At 57.9% G+C, this 17,005-nt stretch carries 9 protein-coding genes; 5 read left to right on the top strand and 4 right to left on the bottom strand.

All coding sequences use genetic code 11. From position 1 onward, the window contains the following. Positions 1–64: 64 nt before the first annotated feature. The gene (locus tag ACZZ0B_RS12535; protein ID WP_463545346.1) at positions 65–775 is read right to left on the bottom strand and encodes a histidine phosphatase family protein; all 711 of its coding nucleotides are present in this window, start codon (positions 773–775) and stop codon (positions 65–67) included. A gap of 205 nt (positions 776–980) precedes the next feature. On the opposite strand from ACZZ0B_RS12535, the gene sohB reads away from it, so the two are divergent. The 3 genes from sohB to ACZZ0B_RS12520 all read left to right on the top strand — a co-directional run bounded on the left by sohB (position 981) and on the right by ACZZ0B_RS12520 (position 6,201). Continuing rightward, entirely contained in the window at positions 981–2,012 is a 1,032-nt protein-coding gene (gene sohB, locus ACZZ0B_RS12530) for a protease SohB (protein WP_008080462.1), read from the top strand. A 191-nt stretch (positions 2,013–2,203) separates the two neighbouring features. Beyond that, the gene (locus ACZZ0B_RS12525; protein WP_463545345.1) at positions 2,204–6,061 is read left to right on the top strand and encodes a leucine-rich repeat domain-containing protein; all 3,858 of its coding nucleotides are present in this window, start codon (positions 2,204–2,206) and stop codon (positions 6,059–6,061) included. Beyond that, the gene (locus ACZZ0B_RS12520) at positions 6,058–6,201 is read left to right on the top strand and encodes a hypothetical protein (protein WP_440095247.1); all 144 of its coding nucleotides are present in this window, start codon (positions 6,058–6,060) and stop codon (positions 6,199–6,201) included. Before ACZZ0B_RS12525 ends, ACZZ0B_RS12520 begins: the two co-directional genes overlap by 4 nt. Here the strand turns inward: ACZZ0B_RS12520 and ACZZ0B_RS12515 are convergent. Both ACZZ0B_RS12515 and ACZZ0B_RS12510 read right to left on the bottom strand, forming a co-directional pair. Then, on the bottom strand, positions 6,198–6,692 hold the full coding sequence (locus ACZZ0B_RS12515; RefSeq protein WP_008080464.1) for a DUF934 domain-containing protein: 495 nt from the start codon (positions 6,690–6,692) through the stop codon (positions 6,198–6,200). The two genes, ACZZ0B_RS12520 and ACZZ0B_RS12515, sit on opposite strands and share 4 nt — an antisense overlap. After that, a complete protein-coding gene (locus ACZZ0B_RS12510) occupies positions 6,676–8,334 on the bottom strand; it encodes a nitrite/sulfite reductase (RefSeq protein WP_158830036.1) in 1,659 nt (552 codons plus the stop codon). The genes ACZZ0B_RS12515 and ACZZ0B_RS12510 overlap by 17 nt, the downstream gene beginning before the upstream one ends. A 525-nt stretch (positions 8,335–8,859) precedes the next feature. Between ACZZ0B_RS12510 and ACZZ0B_RS12505 the strand changes: the two genes are divergently transcribed. Then, positions 8,860–9,933 (top strand): ABC transporter substrate-binding protein, encoded by a 1,074-nt coding sequence (locus ACZZ0B_RS12505; protein ID WP_463545344.1) that lies wholly within the window; start codon positions 8,860–8,862, stop codon positions 9,931–9,933. A gap of 6 nt (positions 9,934–9,939) precedes the next feature. Here the strand turns inward: ACZZ0B_RS12505 and ACZZ0B_RS12500 are convergent, their stop codons facing one another. After that, complete coding sequence (locus tag ACZZ0B_RS12500; protein WP_008080467.1) at positions 9,940–10,158, bottom strand: DUF2970 domain-containing protein; 219 nt, start codon at positions 10,156–10,158, stop codon at positions 9,940–9,942. A 152-nt stretch (positions 10,159–10,310) separates the two neighbouring features. Between ACZZ0B_RS12500 and ACZZ0B_RS12495 the strand changes: the two genes are divergently transcribed. Then, complete coding sequence (locus tag ACZZ0B_RS12495) at positions 10,311–16,973, top strand: NEL-type E3 ubiquitin ligase domain-containing protein (protein WP_463545343.1); 6,663 nt, start codon at positions 10,311–10,313, stop codon at positions 16,971–16,973. The last annotated feature ends 32 nt before the right edge of the window (positions 16,974–17,005 follow it).

The following is a 17,005-nucleotide window of genomic DNA, read 5'->3' as shown; positions in this document are numbered from 1 at the left end:
GGTTCGATCCTTTCTTGGATAGTAGGCGCTGGTTGATTACAGCAAGGTTCACAGCTAACCGGACTCAACGGAAAGTGATGAGTTCCGGAGCCTTCAACAGCTGCAGATGTGCATGACTGTTAAAGGAGGCCAAAGCCACCTCGCGACCGCGGAACTTCAGCTGGTTGAGCGAGGTGTTGACGATTTGCCAGTTCAATTCAAAGGCCTGTTTTGCCGGCATTTGCGTAATGAGGTGGAGCAGGGCGGTGATGGTGCCGCCGGAGGTAAAGACTGCGATCTTCTGGTTTTTTTCAGCCTGTTCAAGGATTCGATGCAATCCAGCCTGGACCCGTTCAACGAAGCCCAGCCAGCTTTCCAGCCCTGGCGTGTCGTAAGTGCCGGCCAGCCAGCGCTCGATGATCAGGGCGAAAATACGCTGGAACTCGGCACGGTTCTGTGCGGCGTTGCGCAGGATGTCGAGGGCTTCCGGTTCGTCTTCCAGCATCGCCGGGAGCAGGGCGCGGATCACCGCGTCGGCATCGAATTCATTGAATGCGGAATCAGTCTCCAGCGTCGGCACTTTCAGGCCTTTGGCGCTGAACTGCTCAAGTGCGCTGGTGGCTGTGTGCTGCTGACGACGCAAGTCGCCGGCAATGCAGCGATCGAAGCTGAGCCCCAGTTCAGCCAGGTGCTGACCGAGGATTTCTGCCTGGCGCACACCGGTCGGCGACAGGACGTCATAGTCGTCTGCACCAAAAGAGGCCTGGCCATGTCGAATCAAGTAGATGCTGCCCACGTCCGCGTCATCCCGGTACGTTGAAGGTTGTGGCGAGGTTATGAGGATGATGGGTAGCTGTCAATGAAAAAACATACGCTTGTTTGAAATGCCCGTTACAGGCGTGTTGCCAGAGGTTTCACGGCTGGCCGACGAGCCGGCGCATGGGTATGCTGACGTCATCCCGCGTGTGTTGCACATCCGCGCATTGTTTTAAGGAGTCTCTGTGGAGTTTTTGACTGAATACGCCAGCTTCCTGGCAAAGACCGTGACCCTGGTGATCGCCATTCTGGTGGTGCTCGCCAGTTTTGCCGCGTTGCGCAGCAAGGGCCGGCGCAAATCGGCCGGTCAGCTGCAGGTCAGCAAGCTCAATGATTTTTACAAAGGCCTGCGCGAGCGTCTGGAGCAGACCCTGCTCGACAAAGACCAGCTCAAGGCTTTGCGCAAGGGGCAGGCCAAGACCGAAAAAACCGAGAAGAAGCAGAAGAACAAACCTGACGCCAAAGCGCGGGTATTCGTGCTGGATTTCGACGGCGACATCAAGGCCTCGGCCACCGAAAGCCTGCGCCATGAAATCACTGCACTGCTGACCCTCGCCACGCCGAAAGACGAAGTTGTCCTGCGTCTGGAAAGCGGCGGCGGCATGGTTCACAGCTATGGCCTGGCGTCCTCGCAACTGGCGCGGATCCGTGAAGCCGGTGTGCCATTGACCGTGTGCATCGACAAGGTCGCGGCCAGCGGCGGCTACATGATGGCGTGCATCGGTGAGAAGATCATCAGCGCCCCGTTCGCGATTCTCGGCTCGATCGGCGTGGTCGCGCAGCTCCCCAACGTCAACCGCCTGCTGAAAAAGCACGACATCGATTTCGAAGTGCTGACCGCCGGCGAATACAAACGCACCCTGACCGTGTTTGGCGAAAACACCGAAAAGGGCCGGGAGAAATTCCAGGAAGACCTCGATATCACCCATCAACTGTTCAAGAACTTTGTATCGCGCTATCGCCCGCAACTGGCGATCGACGAAGTGGCCACCGGTGAAGTCTGGCTCGGGGTCGCAGCGCTCGATAAACAACTGGTCGACGAACTGAAAACCAGTGACGAGTACCTGGCGGAGCGCGCGAAGAAGTCCGAGGTTTACCACTTGCATTACGCCGAGCGCAAAAGCCTGCAGGAGCGCATCGGCATGGCCGCCAGCGGTTCGGTGGATCGCGTGCTGTTGACCTGGTGGAGCCGCTTGACCCAACAACGCTTCTGGTAACGCTCGAAATCAAAAGATCGCCAGCCCCTACAGATATCCCCATGTAGGAGCTGCCGAAGGCTGCGATCTTTTGATCTTAACCCCCCCCACTAAGCGAATTTTCCTCGCCCATCGCGGAAACGTCCTGCATTTTTCTCGCCGCGCATCCTCTAGGTTAATGACTCCTGTAGCGATGCAAAGGATTGCAGAGAATGATGGAGAACGCAGAAACCCGCCGAAACAGGCATCAGCAGTGGGCCCTCGAACTGGAAACCGCGTTGCCGCACAGCGCCACCCGGTTCACCAGCAACCTGATTGAAAGCCGCTGGGGTGCCGATATCGCGCCGATGACGTCGCAACTGGCGTATCTGCAATACGATTTTCGTGGTTATCCCGCGCTTGAAGGGATTCATCAGGGACGCCTCAAGAGGACTGAAAGTCTGCTTCACGCGGCCATGAGCAATCAGCAGACGGTCGGCGCCGGGCGTTTCGGTGAAACAGTATTTGGTCTGTACACCCCGCCTCCAGTGGGGCCGCGTATCAATATCGCCGACATCGATGAATCGGCGTTTCCCGAGGGCGGGCATGCGGACTATGAAGGCATCTACCGACAAACCATTCCCCAGCGTTACGAACCGCAAACGCAACTCGCACTGCAGCCACACGCCTTCAAACGCTGGGTATGGACACTGGAACTCAAAAATCAATACAGCGCCTACGTCAAACAGGCCTGGCCGGCCGACGCCGACATTGAGACAGGCAACGATTTTCCTCTGAAAACCACAGTAAAGTTCGCCTATGTCTTGGCTGCTTACCTGCAACATCAAGAACAAACGCTGTCTGACGATGGGCTGAAACTGGCATTGCGCGGAGCAGGGCTGGATCCGCAACAATCCTGGGAATCACTCACCCTTGAGCATTTGCAAGGGCGCTTTATCGAGCCAAAGGACATCCAGTTCAGCCGCTTGCGCATCTATCGTTATGTCGCGACCGACATCTGGTGTTTCTCTCAACAGGGCCACGGTCGAAGGTTGCTCTATGTCCCCGGCAACTCGTCGCCCTTTCAGGAGTTCGCCGATGTTCAAGCGATGCGCCACTGGCTGACCGAGGTGGGGCGCAATTTCGACATGAGCAGCGCCCTGGCCGCGCACTTCATGGAGGATGATCGCGTTGACGGCGTTCTGCACGCCGGTGTGCTTACGGCCCTGCAAGGCATGGCGATATACCCGCGGCAACATCACCTGACCCCCTCCGCCGGTTTCTTTAACAACGATGGTTACTGGAAGCCGGCCGACTACGCCAATCTGGACAAGGTCGCTGAGGGCACTGATCCATTTGCGCAGATGGTGAGGGCGATGAAACAAGCGGCGCTCGCCAGCATTGCCACGATCCATGATGACGCCGAGGTCAATCGTCAGCAATTGAACGCAGTGGTCGAGCCGCTGGTGCAGTGGCTCAACCGATACGGGCCGTTGGCGCTATTGATTCCCGGCGGCGAAGGCTTGTTGGCATTGGCCGGTCTGATTGATGCCGGATACGGGCTCGCCGAGACGGTCAACGCGACAAACACAACCGAACGTTCGCAGGGCATTACTCGAACCGTGTTCGGTGTATTGAACGCGCTACCGGTGCTGGCAGGGCAATTGATCGCTCACGCAGAACCCGCCATCGTAAAAAGCCTGCAAGAGGAGTCAGTTGCCGCGCGCCAGGCTACGGAGCATTCTGCCGGGGTGGCCGAGCCCGGCGTAGCACTGTCGGTCGAAGAGCAAATTGCCTTGATGCAGGGTATCGGGCCAAGCATCGAGCGGTTCAGCAATCATGTCTTGCTGCAGATTCGCCATGTCAGTGGCGTGAGCGATGACGCTCTGCGCCTGATGCAGACTGACGGCCGAGTGCTCACGCCAATTTTGCAGGACACCATCAGCCGTTTCGCCATTGATCAGGATCTGCAAGAGGCCATCGATGCGCTCCCTGAATACTCGGCGCAGGCTCAACAACTGCAACGCACCCGAGCCGAAACCTTCCATCAGCGTCATGAAGCCCTGCAACAATCTGATAATTCCTGGGTCAGGCTGTTTCGCCAGCAATATCCGCAACTCCCCACGAGTGCGGTGGAGCAAATGCTTGACCGCTCAGGCGTGGACATCGCTGCGCCGCATACCCTCGCCGACAGCAAGCGTGTTTTCAGCCGGTTGGCTGATAAGGCGCAACAGTACGAACAACACTTTCGGGTCTGTCGAGCCTTTGAAGGGCTCTATCTGAAGTCGTCGATTAGTGCAGACAGCGATGTTCTGGTTCTGCATACCCTCGAGCGTTTGCCCGGCTGGTCGTCATCAACACGAATCGAAGTACTTGAGGGCGGCGCAGGTTCGAGGGTGATCGACAGTATTGGCATACCCTCCGCAGGCGTTAAAACGCAACTGGCCAAAACGTCCGGGATGGCGTTTGAGCAGCGCCTGCTCAATGTTCTGACAATTGAACAGCGCTCGGCGCTGGGGTTGCGCCTCGATCATGAACTGGCTGACCTTCGGGCGAAAATCCGATTGCACGCTTTAACACAACCCGAGCTGATGCTCGGACTGCGTCGGATGGATACGGGGGCTCACTTTCATTTCGCCGGGTTACGCGGCGGCGGTTTTCCCGCTACGGCCCACGACGCAGACTTTTCCAGGCAGGTGATGAGGCTCCAGGTCAAAGAAATTTACCCGGCTGTTTCCGATGCTCAAGCCGACGATTTTTTGCGTGCGCTCGGCTCGGGGGCGCAGGTTGAACTGGATAGGCTAAGACTGCAAACGGCACAGTTGCGCAACGACATCACCGAGTGGATCGAAGACATCCACACGGACATCCATGACATGGATGTCGAATTACTGCCGGACAGCGAAGGCCTCGCACGGGGCATGAGTGCTGTCGAAATCGAAGAAGAAAACGATGCCCGCCTCGAAGTCCGGATGGACAGGGAGCGCGAAATTCGTTACGAGCTGGCCGAAGAGTTGATTGCCATTTGGCAAAAACGCAGTGGGCCTGAGAGCCGAGTGTATGAGGATGGCCGGTTTATCGGTTTTCACCTGGACATGGATTTCGATCCCATGCACAGCTTGCCGCAACTCAACGTCAAGTTTCGCGACGTCATTTCGCTATCGATGCCTGATTTTCAAGTGACCCAGCGCGGCAGCATCAATGGCTTTCTCGAATGCTTCCCGAACCTGCGCTGGTTGGGCATGAGGGGCGTCGATTTACGTCTTTTCAATGAACTGGCCCAGGAGGTTGGCAAATTGCCCCCCGCCATCAGCCAGATGAGCCAATTGGAGACGCTTGATCTGAGTTCAACCGGGTTGGTTTTAACGGATGAAACCGCCGGAAAAATCGCCGGGTTGAAGCGACTGCGTATCATCGACCTCAGTAGTAACCCGTTGGGCGTTGCGCCACTGCTGATGGGTATGCCTGAACTGCGCCAGCTCAAGCTGCGCGGCGCCGGCCTCACCGTGAGCCCTGTCGGCATTTTTGACTATCCCTACCTACGGCGTCTGGATCTGCGCGATAACCGACTGACCCGCATACCCGAAGCCGTGCGGCGACAGTCGGTGGCAGAGGGGAACGTGCTGCTGTCCGGCAATCCGCTGAGTGATCCCGACAGTTTGCGCTGGGTGGTGGAGCATCGTCAGCAAAGCGGCATCAATGTGTGGATGGGGATGCCGACACACACTGTGTTTCTTCCGGGGGCCTGGACGGCTGGATTATCGGCTGAGCGTGCGGAGCTGTTCAGCGCACGCTGGGAGCGGATAGCGGTCATGCCGGGGGGAGACCGACTCTTTGGCACACTTGGAGTGCTGACCCGTACAGCGGATTACATCGTTGATTATGTACCGTTGCAAAGTCGTGTCTGGCGGATGTTTGAGGCCATGGATGCTTCCCCCGCACTGCGCCGGTACCTGTTTCAGGATGTGCAATGGCCAGCGCTGGACGGTCAGGATCCGTTTGCCAGTTTTACTCGGCTTGAAGAAACAATAGCCACTTACATTGAGTCACCGGTGAAAAAACCTAGGCTCGATGGAGGGGAGCGATCATGAATACGCCTACTGCAATGACGCCCGAAGTGCTTTTGCGCGAATGGCGGCGACTGCAACAGCGTCAATTTTCAACGCAAAAAAAATCTGAAACCGGATCAGCTCCGGTTTCAGATTCGGGTGTTGCGGCTAACGCGGGTTAGCGACGACGGAACAGCGGCAGCGGCTCGTCGGTGGCAGCCTGGTAAGTCACCGAGAAGTCCTTGAGACCTTCAAGGGCTTCGTACGGGTCTTTATCAGGGCGCACGGCAAAGGCGTCGAAACCGCAGCGGTGCATATAGAACAGCTGGTCGCGCAGCACGTCGCCAATCGCCCGCAGTTCGCCTTTGAAACCATAACGGTCGCGCAGCAAACGGGCGTTGGAGTAATTACGGCCGTCGGTGAATGCGGGGAAGTTCAGGGCAATCACCTGGAACTCAGCCACGTCTTCACCGATTTCTTCAGCTTCTTCGTCGGCGTCCAGCCAGACACCCAGGCCACCGTCGCGAGCCTTGAGCATGCGGCTGTGTTCACGCCACAGTTGCAACGGCACGATCAGATCGTCGCAGTTGCTGATCTCGTCGATGTTGAAATCCTTGGGCAGCAAGTGCCAGGTTTCGTCGACGACCTCGTTGTTCTTAATGATTCGCTGCATAGACGCGTTCCTTGAAGAGGTCGATGCCAATACGCTGATAGGTGTCAATGAAGCGCTCGTCTTCGGTACGTTGTTCAACGTACACGTCGATCAGCTTCGAAATCACGTCAGGCATGACTTCCTGAGCGAAGGACGGGCCGAGGATCTTGCCCAGGCTTGCGTCACGGCTGGCGCTGCCGCCGAGGGAGACCTGATAGAACTCTTCGCCTTTCTTGTCCACCCCGAGAATGCCGATGTGGCCGACGTGGTGGTGACCACAGGCGTTCATGCAACCGGAGATGTTCAGGTCCAGCTCACCAATGTCGAACAGGTAGTCGAGGTCGTCGAAACGACGCTGGATCGACTCGGCAATCGGGATCGACTTGGCGTTGGCCAGCGAGCAGAAATCACCGCCAGGGCAGCAGATGATGTCGGTCAGCAGGCCGATGTTCGGCGTGGCGAAACCGCCTTCACGCAGTTCGCCCCACAGGGTGAACAACTGGCTTTGCTCGACGTCGGCGAGAATGATGTTCTGTTCGTGCGAGGTGCGCAGTTGACCGAAGCTGTAGCGGTCGGCCAGATCGGCGACGGCGTCCAGCTGCTTGTCGGTGATGTCGCCCGGGGCAACGCCGGTCGGTTTCAGCGACAGGGTCACAGCCACATAACCCGGCTTCTTGTGCGCCAAGGTATTGCGAGTGCGCCAGCGGGCGAAACCCGGATGCTCTTTGTCGAGATCGGCCAGTTGCGCGGTCTGGTTGTCCAGCGCCTTGTAGTCCGGGTCGACGAAGTGCTTGGCCACACGCTGCAGTTCGGCTTCGGTCAGTGTGGTCTGGCCACCGCGAAGGTGTTCCATTTCCGCATCGACTTTCTGTGCGAACACTTCAGGCGTGAGCGCTTTGACAAGGATCTTGATCCGCGCCTTGTATTTGTTGTCGCGACGGCCGTAGCGGTTGTACACCCGCAAAATGGCGTCGAGGTAGCTCAACAGATCCTGCCACGGCAGGAATTCATTGATGAATGCACCCACTACCGGCGTACGCCCGAGGCCACCGCCGACCAGTACACGGAAGCCCAGTTCGCCAGCGGCGTTGTGCACCGGCTCAAGGCCAATGTCGTGGACTTCGATGGCGGCGCGGTCAGCGGTCGAACCGTTGACGGCGATTTTGAATTTGCGCGGCAGGTAGGCGAATTCCGGGTGGAACGTCGTCCACTGGCGGACGATCTCGCACCATGGGCGCGGGTCGATCACTTCGTCGGCGGCGACACCGGCGAACTGGTCGGTGGTGACGTTGCGCAGGCAGTTGCCGCTGGTCTGGATCGCGTGCATCTGCACGGTGGCCAGTTCAGCGAGGATGTCCGGGATGTCTTCCACCGCCGGCCAGTTGAACTGCACGTTCTGCCGCGTACTGATGTGGGCGTAGCCCTTGTCGTAGTCGCGGGCAATCTTGGCCATCATGCGCATCTGACGCGAAGTCAGTTGGCCGTAAGGCACCGCCACACGCAACATCGGCGCAAAACGCTGGATGTAGAGGCCATTTTGCAGGCGCAGGGGGCGGAATTCTTCTTCGCTCAGCTCACCTGCCAGATAGCGTCGGGTCTGATCACGGAACTGCTTGACGCGGTCCTCGATGATCCGCTGATCGTACTCGTCATATACGTACATATAAGTCCTGTTCTCAGGCTTGGGCCACTCGGAAAACGCTGCGTTTTCGCTTGCTGGAGTCCGAATTGTGCCTCTGCAATTCTGCGCGCACGGCCGCGCACTCCCTAACGGAGCCGGGGCAATATACCCGTTTGCAGTTATGCGCAAAAGTGATGTTTGAGTATATGTAAAGAACCAAATGGCCTAACGAGAATGGCTGTCAACTAATCCACATTTGTCGTGCGGACAATCATCGTCTTAACTGTGGTCGAGTCTTTCTGCAATCACCGATAAAACCGACAAGAGGCGATGCAATGAGCAATCCGACCAAGGCAAGAAAAAGCGATAGCAGTGTCGATGCGTGGGCCATTCTGTTCCTGATCATTTTGGTCGTAGGGACGGCGGTATTCTGGGTCAGTCATCAGTAAACGACCCATCCGGGCCCGCTTCCGACAGATTGTCGGACAAAAAACGGGATCAGGCATCAATAGCCGGTGGTTCGATGGCTATAATGCGCGGCCATTTTTCCCTGGGCCCGGATGACTCATGTTCAAGCTTTTGCACCTCAGTCTGCTGCTGTTAAGCGCGGCTTTTGCTACCGCTGCGCGAGCGGAGTCGGTGCTGTTTCTCAGTCCAGGCTCGACCGAGGAAGCGTTCTGGGTCAGCTATTCGCAATTCATGCAGGCGGCTGCGCGTGACCTTGGCATCGACCTGCAGATTGTCTATTCGCAACGTCAACCTGAACGGACCCTGGCCCAGGCTCGCGTGGCTTTGCAGGGGGCGACGCGGCCCGACTACCTGATTTTCGTCAACGAACAATATGTCGCGCCACAGATCCTGCGTCTGGCGCAGGACAGCGGGGTCAAGCTGTTCATGGTCAACGCCGCGTTGACGGTCGATCAAGAGGCATTGATCGGCAAACGCAGTGACCGGATCGGCAGCCTGGTACCCAATGACGAGCAGGGCGGCTACCTGATGATGAAGGAGCTGATTCGTTTGCATCGGCCCGTGGCTGGCAATGAGTCGATTGAAGTACTGGCCTTCTCCGGCCTGAAGATCACCCCGTCGGCGCAACTGCGTGAACACGGCATGCAGCGGGCCCTGGCCGAGCATCCACAGGTGCGTTTGCGGCAACTGGTCTACAGCGGCTGGACGCAGGAGCGCGCCTATGAACAGGCCAAGCAACTGTTTGGCCGATATCCGAATGTTTCGCTGGTGTGGTCGGCCAATGATGAAATGGCCTTCGGGGCGATGCGCGCGTTTGCCGAGACCGGCAAGGTGCCCGGCAAAGACGCCTTGTTCAGTGCGGTCAATACGTCACCGGCGGCGTTGCAGGCATTGGTTGACGGCCGCCTCAGCGCATTGGTCGGCGGGCATTTCACGCTCGGTGGCTGGGCATTGGTCGAGTTGCACGACGTCGAGCAAGGCGTGGATCTGAATCGCTACGGCGGCCGTGATCGACAGATCCCCTTGCTGCAACTGATCGACAGCGCCCACGCGCGAAAACTGCTTGCCATGGGTGAATCGCCGAACTACGGGGTGAATTTTCGCAAACTCTCGGCAAAGGATCGGCCGGCGTCCTATCGCTACCCGTTCAATCTGCAAACCCTGATGCGCTGAACGCCATCAGACACCGGCGAAATGCAGCACCAGTTTGACGATGGCAAACAGCGTCAGGGCGAACACTGCCGTGAACAAAATACCCAGCACCACGAAATGGCTGGGCTTGCCGTGGGTGAAATCCCTTGCCCGGTTCTTGCCACTTTGCACCCCGAACGCCGCTGCCATGACGCTGTGCAGCATCTGCCAGAAGGTTGGCGGTTTATTGTCGACTGGATCGTCCATAAATCCCTCGTCATCACAGTGTGAAATCCAAGCATAGACAATTAAATGCCTGCGGGTCGCTGACAAAAGTGACGGCATATATATATGTACCGCCATCGCCAACGCCGCAGGTGATTGACTGACGCCTCATTCACAAGCCGTCAGGATTTCACATGCGAGCACTCATACCGGGCCGGGAGGAGGGCCTGTACAAGCATTTCGTCAAACAGAAACTGCACAAGCGGCTGCGTCATTTCAGCCCCGAAAACATCCGGCAACTAGATCGGGCCAGAACTCCCGGAGGTCTGCCCGAAGGGGCGCTGCCCGAGTGGTTCGAAGTGCTGAGCGAGGTGCAACGGCAAATCGTGCGCGACAGTCAGCAACGCAGCCGCGAGTCCAGTCAGAATCTGGCGAAAACCCTCAAAGGGCTCAAGGGTGTCGTCGAATTTGCGCAACCCTTGCTTGAAGACGCGCTGCTTGAAAAGTTTGGCATCAAGGTCGATACGGCCAACACCTGGCTTTACACCGAGCTTTACCGCAACAGGCTCATCACCGATGAAAACCTGCTGCAATTGGCGTTACGAAATTTTGCCGACGAGCAGCCCTTCGCTGAAACAGACATCATCGCGGAACAGGGGGAGAGGGCGCCCATCGTTGATGAAAACCAAGGACTTTATGGCTGGTATTACCCCAAATTCGGCCACTCCCAGTGCTACAGAATCAAGAAGCTGGCGATCAAGCCCAGCGACTTTGCGCTGTTATGCCGTGAGCTGGATATCGGCAAGCAATATCAGCAGCACTTGGCGGCAATATTTGATGCGGCCGACACCGCTGCAACGGTCAAGGCACAGACCATTGAAGCGTGGAAAGACAGCCTGAGGGCCCATGCGCACATTGCTCGCCTGAAGTCGCTGCTGAGCCCGACCGCCTATCTGGCGGTGCTCGGCGTACTTAACGAAGAGCCGGCGACGACGCTGGATGGCGAACCCGTTGTGTTCAGCCAGCTGCATGTACTGGGCTTGCCTGCGAGCGAGATGTTTGTGCTGGGGGCGAATCGACGCAAACAGAAAAAAATTGACCTGAGCTTGAGCAATCCCGGCACCAACCTGTTCAACGTGCTCGCGTACACGGACTCACGGATCATCGTCTGCATACCGGGTGACCCGGTGGCTCCGATCAAGGAATACGCGTCGCTCAAGGCATTCGAAAAGGATTTAGCGTCGCGCCTGCGGGACGACGCCTATCAGCGCGCGTTTTTACGTCTTATCCCGCATGGCGACGCTGGCAGGTTTCTTGGCAGCGTTCAGTCAGCGTTGCAGACGCTGAAATGGAATCCAGACGCACCGCACCGGGAACAAACGCTGTTCGGGCATCTCGACGGAATTTATCAACGGGTTTATCGAGACGACCCAGTGCTGGATCTGGCGGAAAGTTTTTTTGACGAAAACTTGTTCGGCGAGTTGTACAGCCGCCACGAGGCGCGTCTTAAGGAGTCCTCCGCACAGTTGGCGGTGCCGACCGCCACGGTCGACCATGACGCCTGGTATGCGCGGTTGGCGCGCTATGCCGAATGGGGCTTGAACATATTGAACGTCGCAGCGTTCTTTATCCCGGGGCTGGGCGAAGTGATGATGGCCGTGATGGCCGTGCAGTTGACGCTGGACGTGTATCACGGCGTGGAAGCCTGGAGCGTTGGCGACCGTGATCAGGCATGGCGTTATCTCAGCGCTGTCGCAACGAACCTGGCGTTTATGGCTGTTATCGGCGCGGCTGTCAGTAAAGCGCCGAAAATCCTCTCGGCACCGTTAGTCGACGGCATGGTCAAGGTCAAACTGCCGTTTGGTGACGAGCAACTCTGGCGGCCGGGCCTGGCGCCGTACAAAAGCTCGGTTGTGCTGCCGTCCACGCTTGAACCCAATCGTCTTGGGCAATATGAAGTAGACGGTAGAACGTTCATTCGCGTGGACGGTGAGGTGTATGAGCAAACCTTTGACGCGAGCCTCGGCCGCTGGCGCCTCAAACATCCGAGCAACCCGAATGCCTATCAGCCAGCGCTGCGCTCCAATGGCCAGGGCGCCTGGCGTCACGATTTCGAACGCCCGCTGCAATGGGATCGTACGACGCTGCTCAGACGCATGGGCCACGCAACCGATGGGCTGGATACGGCAACATTGGAGAACATCGCGCGGATCAGTGGGGTCAACGACAGCGTGCTGCGCAAAATGCACGTCGATCACCAATCCATGCCCTCGGTCTTGTCCGATGCCTTGCGCCTGTTTCACGAGGGTGTTCCCGCCGAAACGGCGCTAACGCCTGAAATCAAACAGCTGCAAAGCACCTTCCCGAGCCTGTCGAATGACGCTGCACAAGAGGTGTTGAATGCTGCCACCGCTCGGGAGCGCCGGTTTAACCGACGTAGCGGGCGGCTGCCGGTGAGTCTCCTGCTGAAGGCGCGCACTCGCGCCAGAGTCGGGCGAATGAACCGGGCGCTGGCCGGCATGCAACTGCCAGGCCTGGCGTCCTTCGACAGTCAGCGTCTGGCGTTACAGGCGTTGGAGAAACAACCAGGCTGGCCGCGATCATTGCGACTCGAAGTGCGCCAACACGACTGCACCGGCAAGGTGCTTGCGAGTATCGGCAGCGAGTCGGCCGAAGATGTCAAATACGTGGTCACTGACGGCGGTCAACATCATCAACCCGGGCAGTTCCAAGCCTTCGACAGCCAGGGCAGTGCGTTAAACAGTGTGCCCCGCCACGGCGACAACTTTTATCAATCGTTGATGCACGCCTTACCGGACAATGCGCGCATCAAGCTCGGCCTGCCAGACGTCTGGCAGAGCGCAGAGTTGCAGAAAACGCTGAGCCAATATGCTCTGGCGCATCGAGCGGAGATGCTCGAAACCTTATTCCCGAATGTTTCCAGCCGACGGTTCAAGTCGCCGTCACGTCTGGCGGACAATCGTACTGGCTACCTCTTGAGCGGCCGTGGTGCGGACGCGATGGTCAACCCCTCGTTGATCTCAAGGGTTCGCGACCTCTATCCGGACTTTTCGGATGACTCGGCGCAGATGATGATCAATCACCTGTTGCTGGGTGGAAGTACCGAGACGCAAATTGCGCATTTGCTCAACCTGCGCGCCATGGAGTACGAGACGCTCGCCATAGAACTTGATCAGTGGAGCGCCCAGGATGACGTGTCGTTGGCCCGTCAACAAACGGCGCAAATGGTCAAGGACGCCTGGCGGCTGCGGGGGCTGGTCGACGTCCCGGCCGGGATTCATCTGGAATGGGGTAACGCCGGTTTGTTGCCGGAGCTGACAGCGCATTTCCCTCACGTCAGCAGTCTGCAGTTAAGTGTCGACAGTTTGCTCAGTCAGAGCAGCGAATCGTTGATGCGGCAGTTTCCTAACGTCCGTTCACTTGAGCTTTACGTCTGGAGTCCCCTCCAGTCAGCACGGCTGGCCGAGAAACTCAAAACGCTCCCCGGCATTCGTGAATTGCTGCTGGGTGGCAATCTCGGCAACGAGTTCAGTGAGGCGGCGCAGTCGCTGGTCAATGTCATGCCGCAATTGGAGAGCCTGACGCTGCGCGGAATATCCAGCGAACTGGATGTCAGCCAATTGCCCCGGCTGCGGGCATTGAATGTGGCGGGTACCCTCGAACATTGGCCCAAAGGCATTCTGGAATTGCCCGGGCTTGAGCAAGTAAACCTTCGACAAGCCAACATAAAGGCGTTGCCTGCCGAGTTGTTTGCAGGTCACGAAAAACTGTGGCGAGGGCTGGATCTCAACTGGGCGCGGCTCGACGCTGAACAATTCGTCAAAGCTTATGAATACGTCCGAGACAATCCTGCGCATGTGTTGGACAGCGTGCAGATACTCGAACGCTACAGTCGGGATTCATTACAGATAGCGATGGATTGCGGCAGCGATCTTTCCTCCGCCGCGCTCAGGCAACTGAAGGCGCGAGGCCTGTCAGGCCGGGCACTGCTCGAGCACATTAATGCGGTGCGCCGGGATATGCAGGTATTGTCCGGGCAACTGACCGAATGGCAGGAACGCTCACCCATCGTCAACGGCCGTGCTGTTGATCAGAACGCTCGGCGCAACACGGCCCGACTGATTCGTGAATCCTGGCAAGAGGGGTTGCGCCAACGCGTCGGCATAAGTGAGGAAGTACCTGTCAGTGCTGAACCTCAACCGGGATCTTCAAGCTCGCACACCTTGCCGGTTGTTGCGGCGGATAATGTATTCCTGCTGGACTTGTCGGGGGCGCCACTCGGTGACTTGCCTGATTTATCCGCGTTGACCGCCACGGATTTTTCCCATGTGCTGACACTCAAGTTGTCAGAAGTGGTGGCTCCGGTTGATGCCTTGAATCAATTTCTGCCGCACTTCAGCGAGGTTCGCACGCTGGATCTGAGCCGCAATCAGCTGTTCGATTTGCCCTCGACACTCAAGCAACTGGCAAAGCTGAAAGACCTCGGGCTGCAGCACAATTATCTGACCATCACGCCCTCGTTGCAGGGGCGTTTGAACGGACTGTCAGGGCTGGAAACCCTCGATTTGCGCTACAACCGTGTCGAGTCGCTGAACGTTACGACTTTGCGCGCGCTGAAGCGCTTGCGCCTGGGCCACACCGCGCTCGCCGCTTGGCCCGAGGGCGTGCTGGAGTTGCCTGCGCTGACCCGGCTGGAGCTGAACAACAGCGCAGTCGTGAATGTACCCGAGGCCGTGTTCAGCGGGCACGACCAGCTCCAGGTCGATCTGGGAGGATGTCGACTGACGACCAAGGCCCGACACGATCTGCTGGCCAACAGTCATGAATTTGCGCCAATGGGCATTTCCAGAACTGACTTGCGTGAGGGGTTCACCCTGGGCGGCCCCGCGTATTTTCCGCCATTGGTCAGCCAGTTTCCGGAGCTGTTGTTGCCGCTGAGAGTGGAGTCTGCAGAGCAGTTGGCGAGAATGACGGCCAAGGCACGCCTGCAAAGGCTTGACCCGGATCTGCGCGACTCCGAGGCGTTGCAGGCGGTTGATGATCTGACACTGAGTCACGGAGCTGGAGCGTTGTTCGCCCGGATGGATGATTGGAACCAGCAGTTTCAGGCGTTGACCGAATCCCTGAATCAATGGATCACTCAGCCGCCGTTTCAGTTGAGGGAAATGAGTCTGCCGCTCTGGGTCAGCGCTGTGGAGCGGCGTAAAGCCGCCGATCAGATAATGGCGTGCTGGCGTCAGAATCTGCGGGGAGTACCTGCGGCGGAACGTGGCAGCGCCGTTTTCACCCTTGATCTGTCCGAGAATCCCTTAGGCGATTTGCCGACGCTGGCAGGGGATTTCTCTCATGTCGGCACGTTGAAACTGAACAAGGTTTTTATTAGCGAGCAGGGCCTGGACGGTTTTCTCGGGGCATTCCAAGGCATCCATACACTGGAGCTGAACGGCAATCTTCTGGCGAACCTGCCCGCGCCTGTTTTTGCGATCCATGATCTCAAGCGCCTGTCGGCGTCGGTAAACCGATTGAGATCGACGCCGCAACTGACAACGCAACTTGCGACGTTGCCTCAGTTGCAGTCGCTGAACCTGTCGCACAACTGGCTGGAATCGCTGGACGTCAGGCCACTCACCCAGCTTGAGGCACTCAATCTGCAAACCAATCGACTGGTAGCGTGGCCCGAAGGAGTGCTCGAACTGCCTTCGCTCACAACGCTGAATCTGCGAGACAACATGCTCGAAGCCGTGCCCCCGGCCTTGATGACTGAGCGCTACCGCCGATTGCGTGAAGGCGTGGATTTGTCGAGCAATGACAGCCTGAACGGGCAGAGCCTGATAATGCTGCGCAACGAGATTAATCCCGGTGAGACAATCATGGGCTGGTCTGCCGAGGAGCTCGACGAGGTACTGGACAGCGAGGACACTGAAAGCATTTTCGGCAGTGATACCTCGCCGCTCAGTGATGAAGAGGTGGATGTCGACCATGTCACCGGTGACGAGGCCCGCCGCCGCTGGATCGATCCAGCGTCAAATGACGCCCAAGAACTAACGCGAATCTGGGGCGATTTCGAGCAGCAGCCTGACAGTGCGGCGTTCTTCAATCTGCTCGACCGCATGGAGGGCACCAAGGACTTTGCGCTTGGGCGTACTGACCTCACTCGTCGTGTACATCGGGTGTTGAAAGCCGCTGACAGCGATGAAAGCTTGAGGCGCACGGTGTTTGCGATGGCGCAATCGGCGCAGACCTGTGGTGACGGGCGCATCCTGTTATTCAGCGACATTGAGGTGAAGGTCTTCGAGTTCGAAACCGTCAAATCCACGCCCCTGAATCAGCAGGACAGTGTGCTGTTCAAACTGGGCAGAAAGCTGTTTCGCCTCGGTCGAATTGAAAAAATCGCCAATCGCGACGTGTTGCAACGCCAGGCGCTAGGCGGCAGACCGGATCCGGCGGAAGTCCGGCTGGCTTATCGGATTGGTCTGGGTGACAGGCTGGAACTGCCAGGGCAGCCGAAAGACATGCTCTACAGTGGCAACGTCAGCGCCGGCACACTGGACACCGCTTACGCCGAAGTGATTGCGGCCGAGCAGTCGGCTGACTTCGTGGAGGATCTGGTCACGCGCGATTACTGGATCGCCCAATTGAAGCGCAAATACCCACGGCGATTCGCTGCTTTAAAAGACAAACAGGCGCAAATTCAGGGCGAGCTGGAAGATCGTTATACAGAGATAACCGAGGCGTACCTGACGGAAGTCGGGGCGCTGGAGGTAGAGTTCAAAACCCAGGAAACCGGGTTGTTGCTTGAGCTGACGACCACTGAACGGCAACAGTTCAGCGTGTAAGAGAGACGCATGAAACCTCGGTAGCCAGACGG

The sequence above is a fragment of the Pseudomonas sp. AC247 genome (assembly GCF_979258015.1).
Note: the sequence above shows the minus strand (reverse complement) of the source record. Positions and strands in the feature narration are given on the sequence as shown.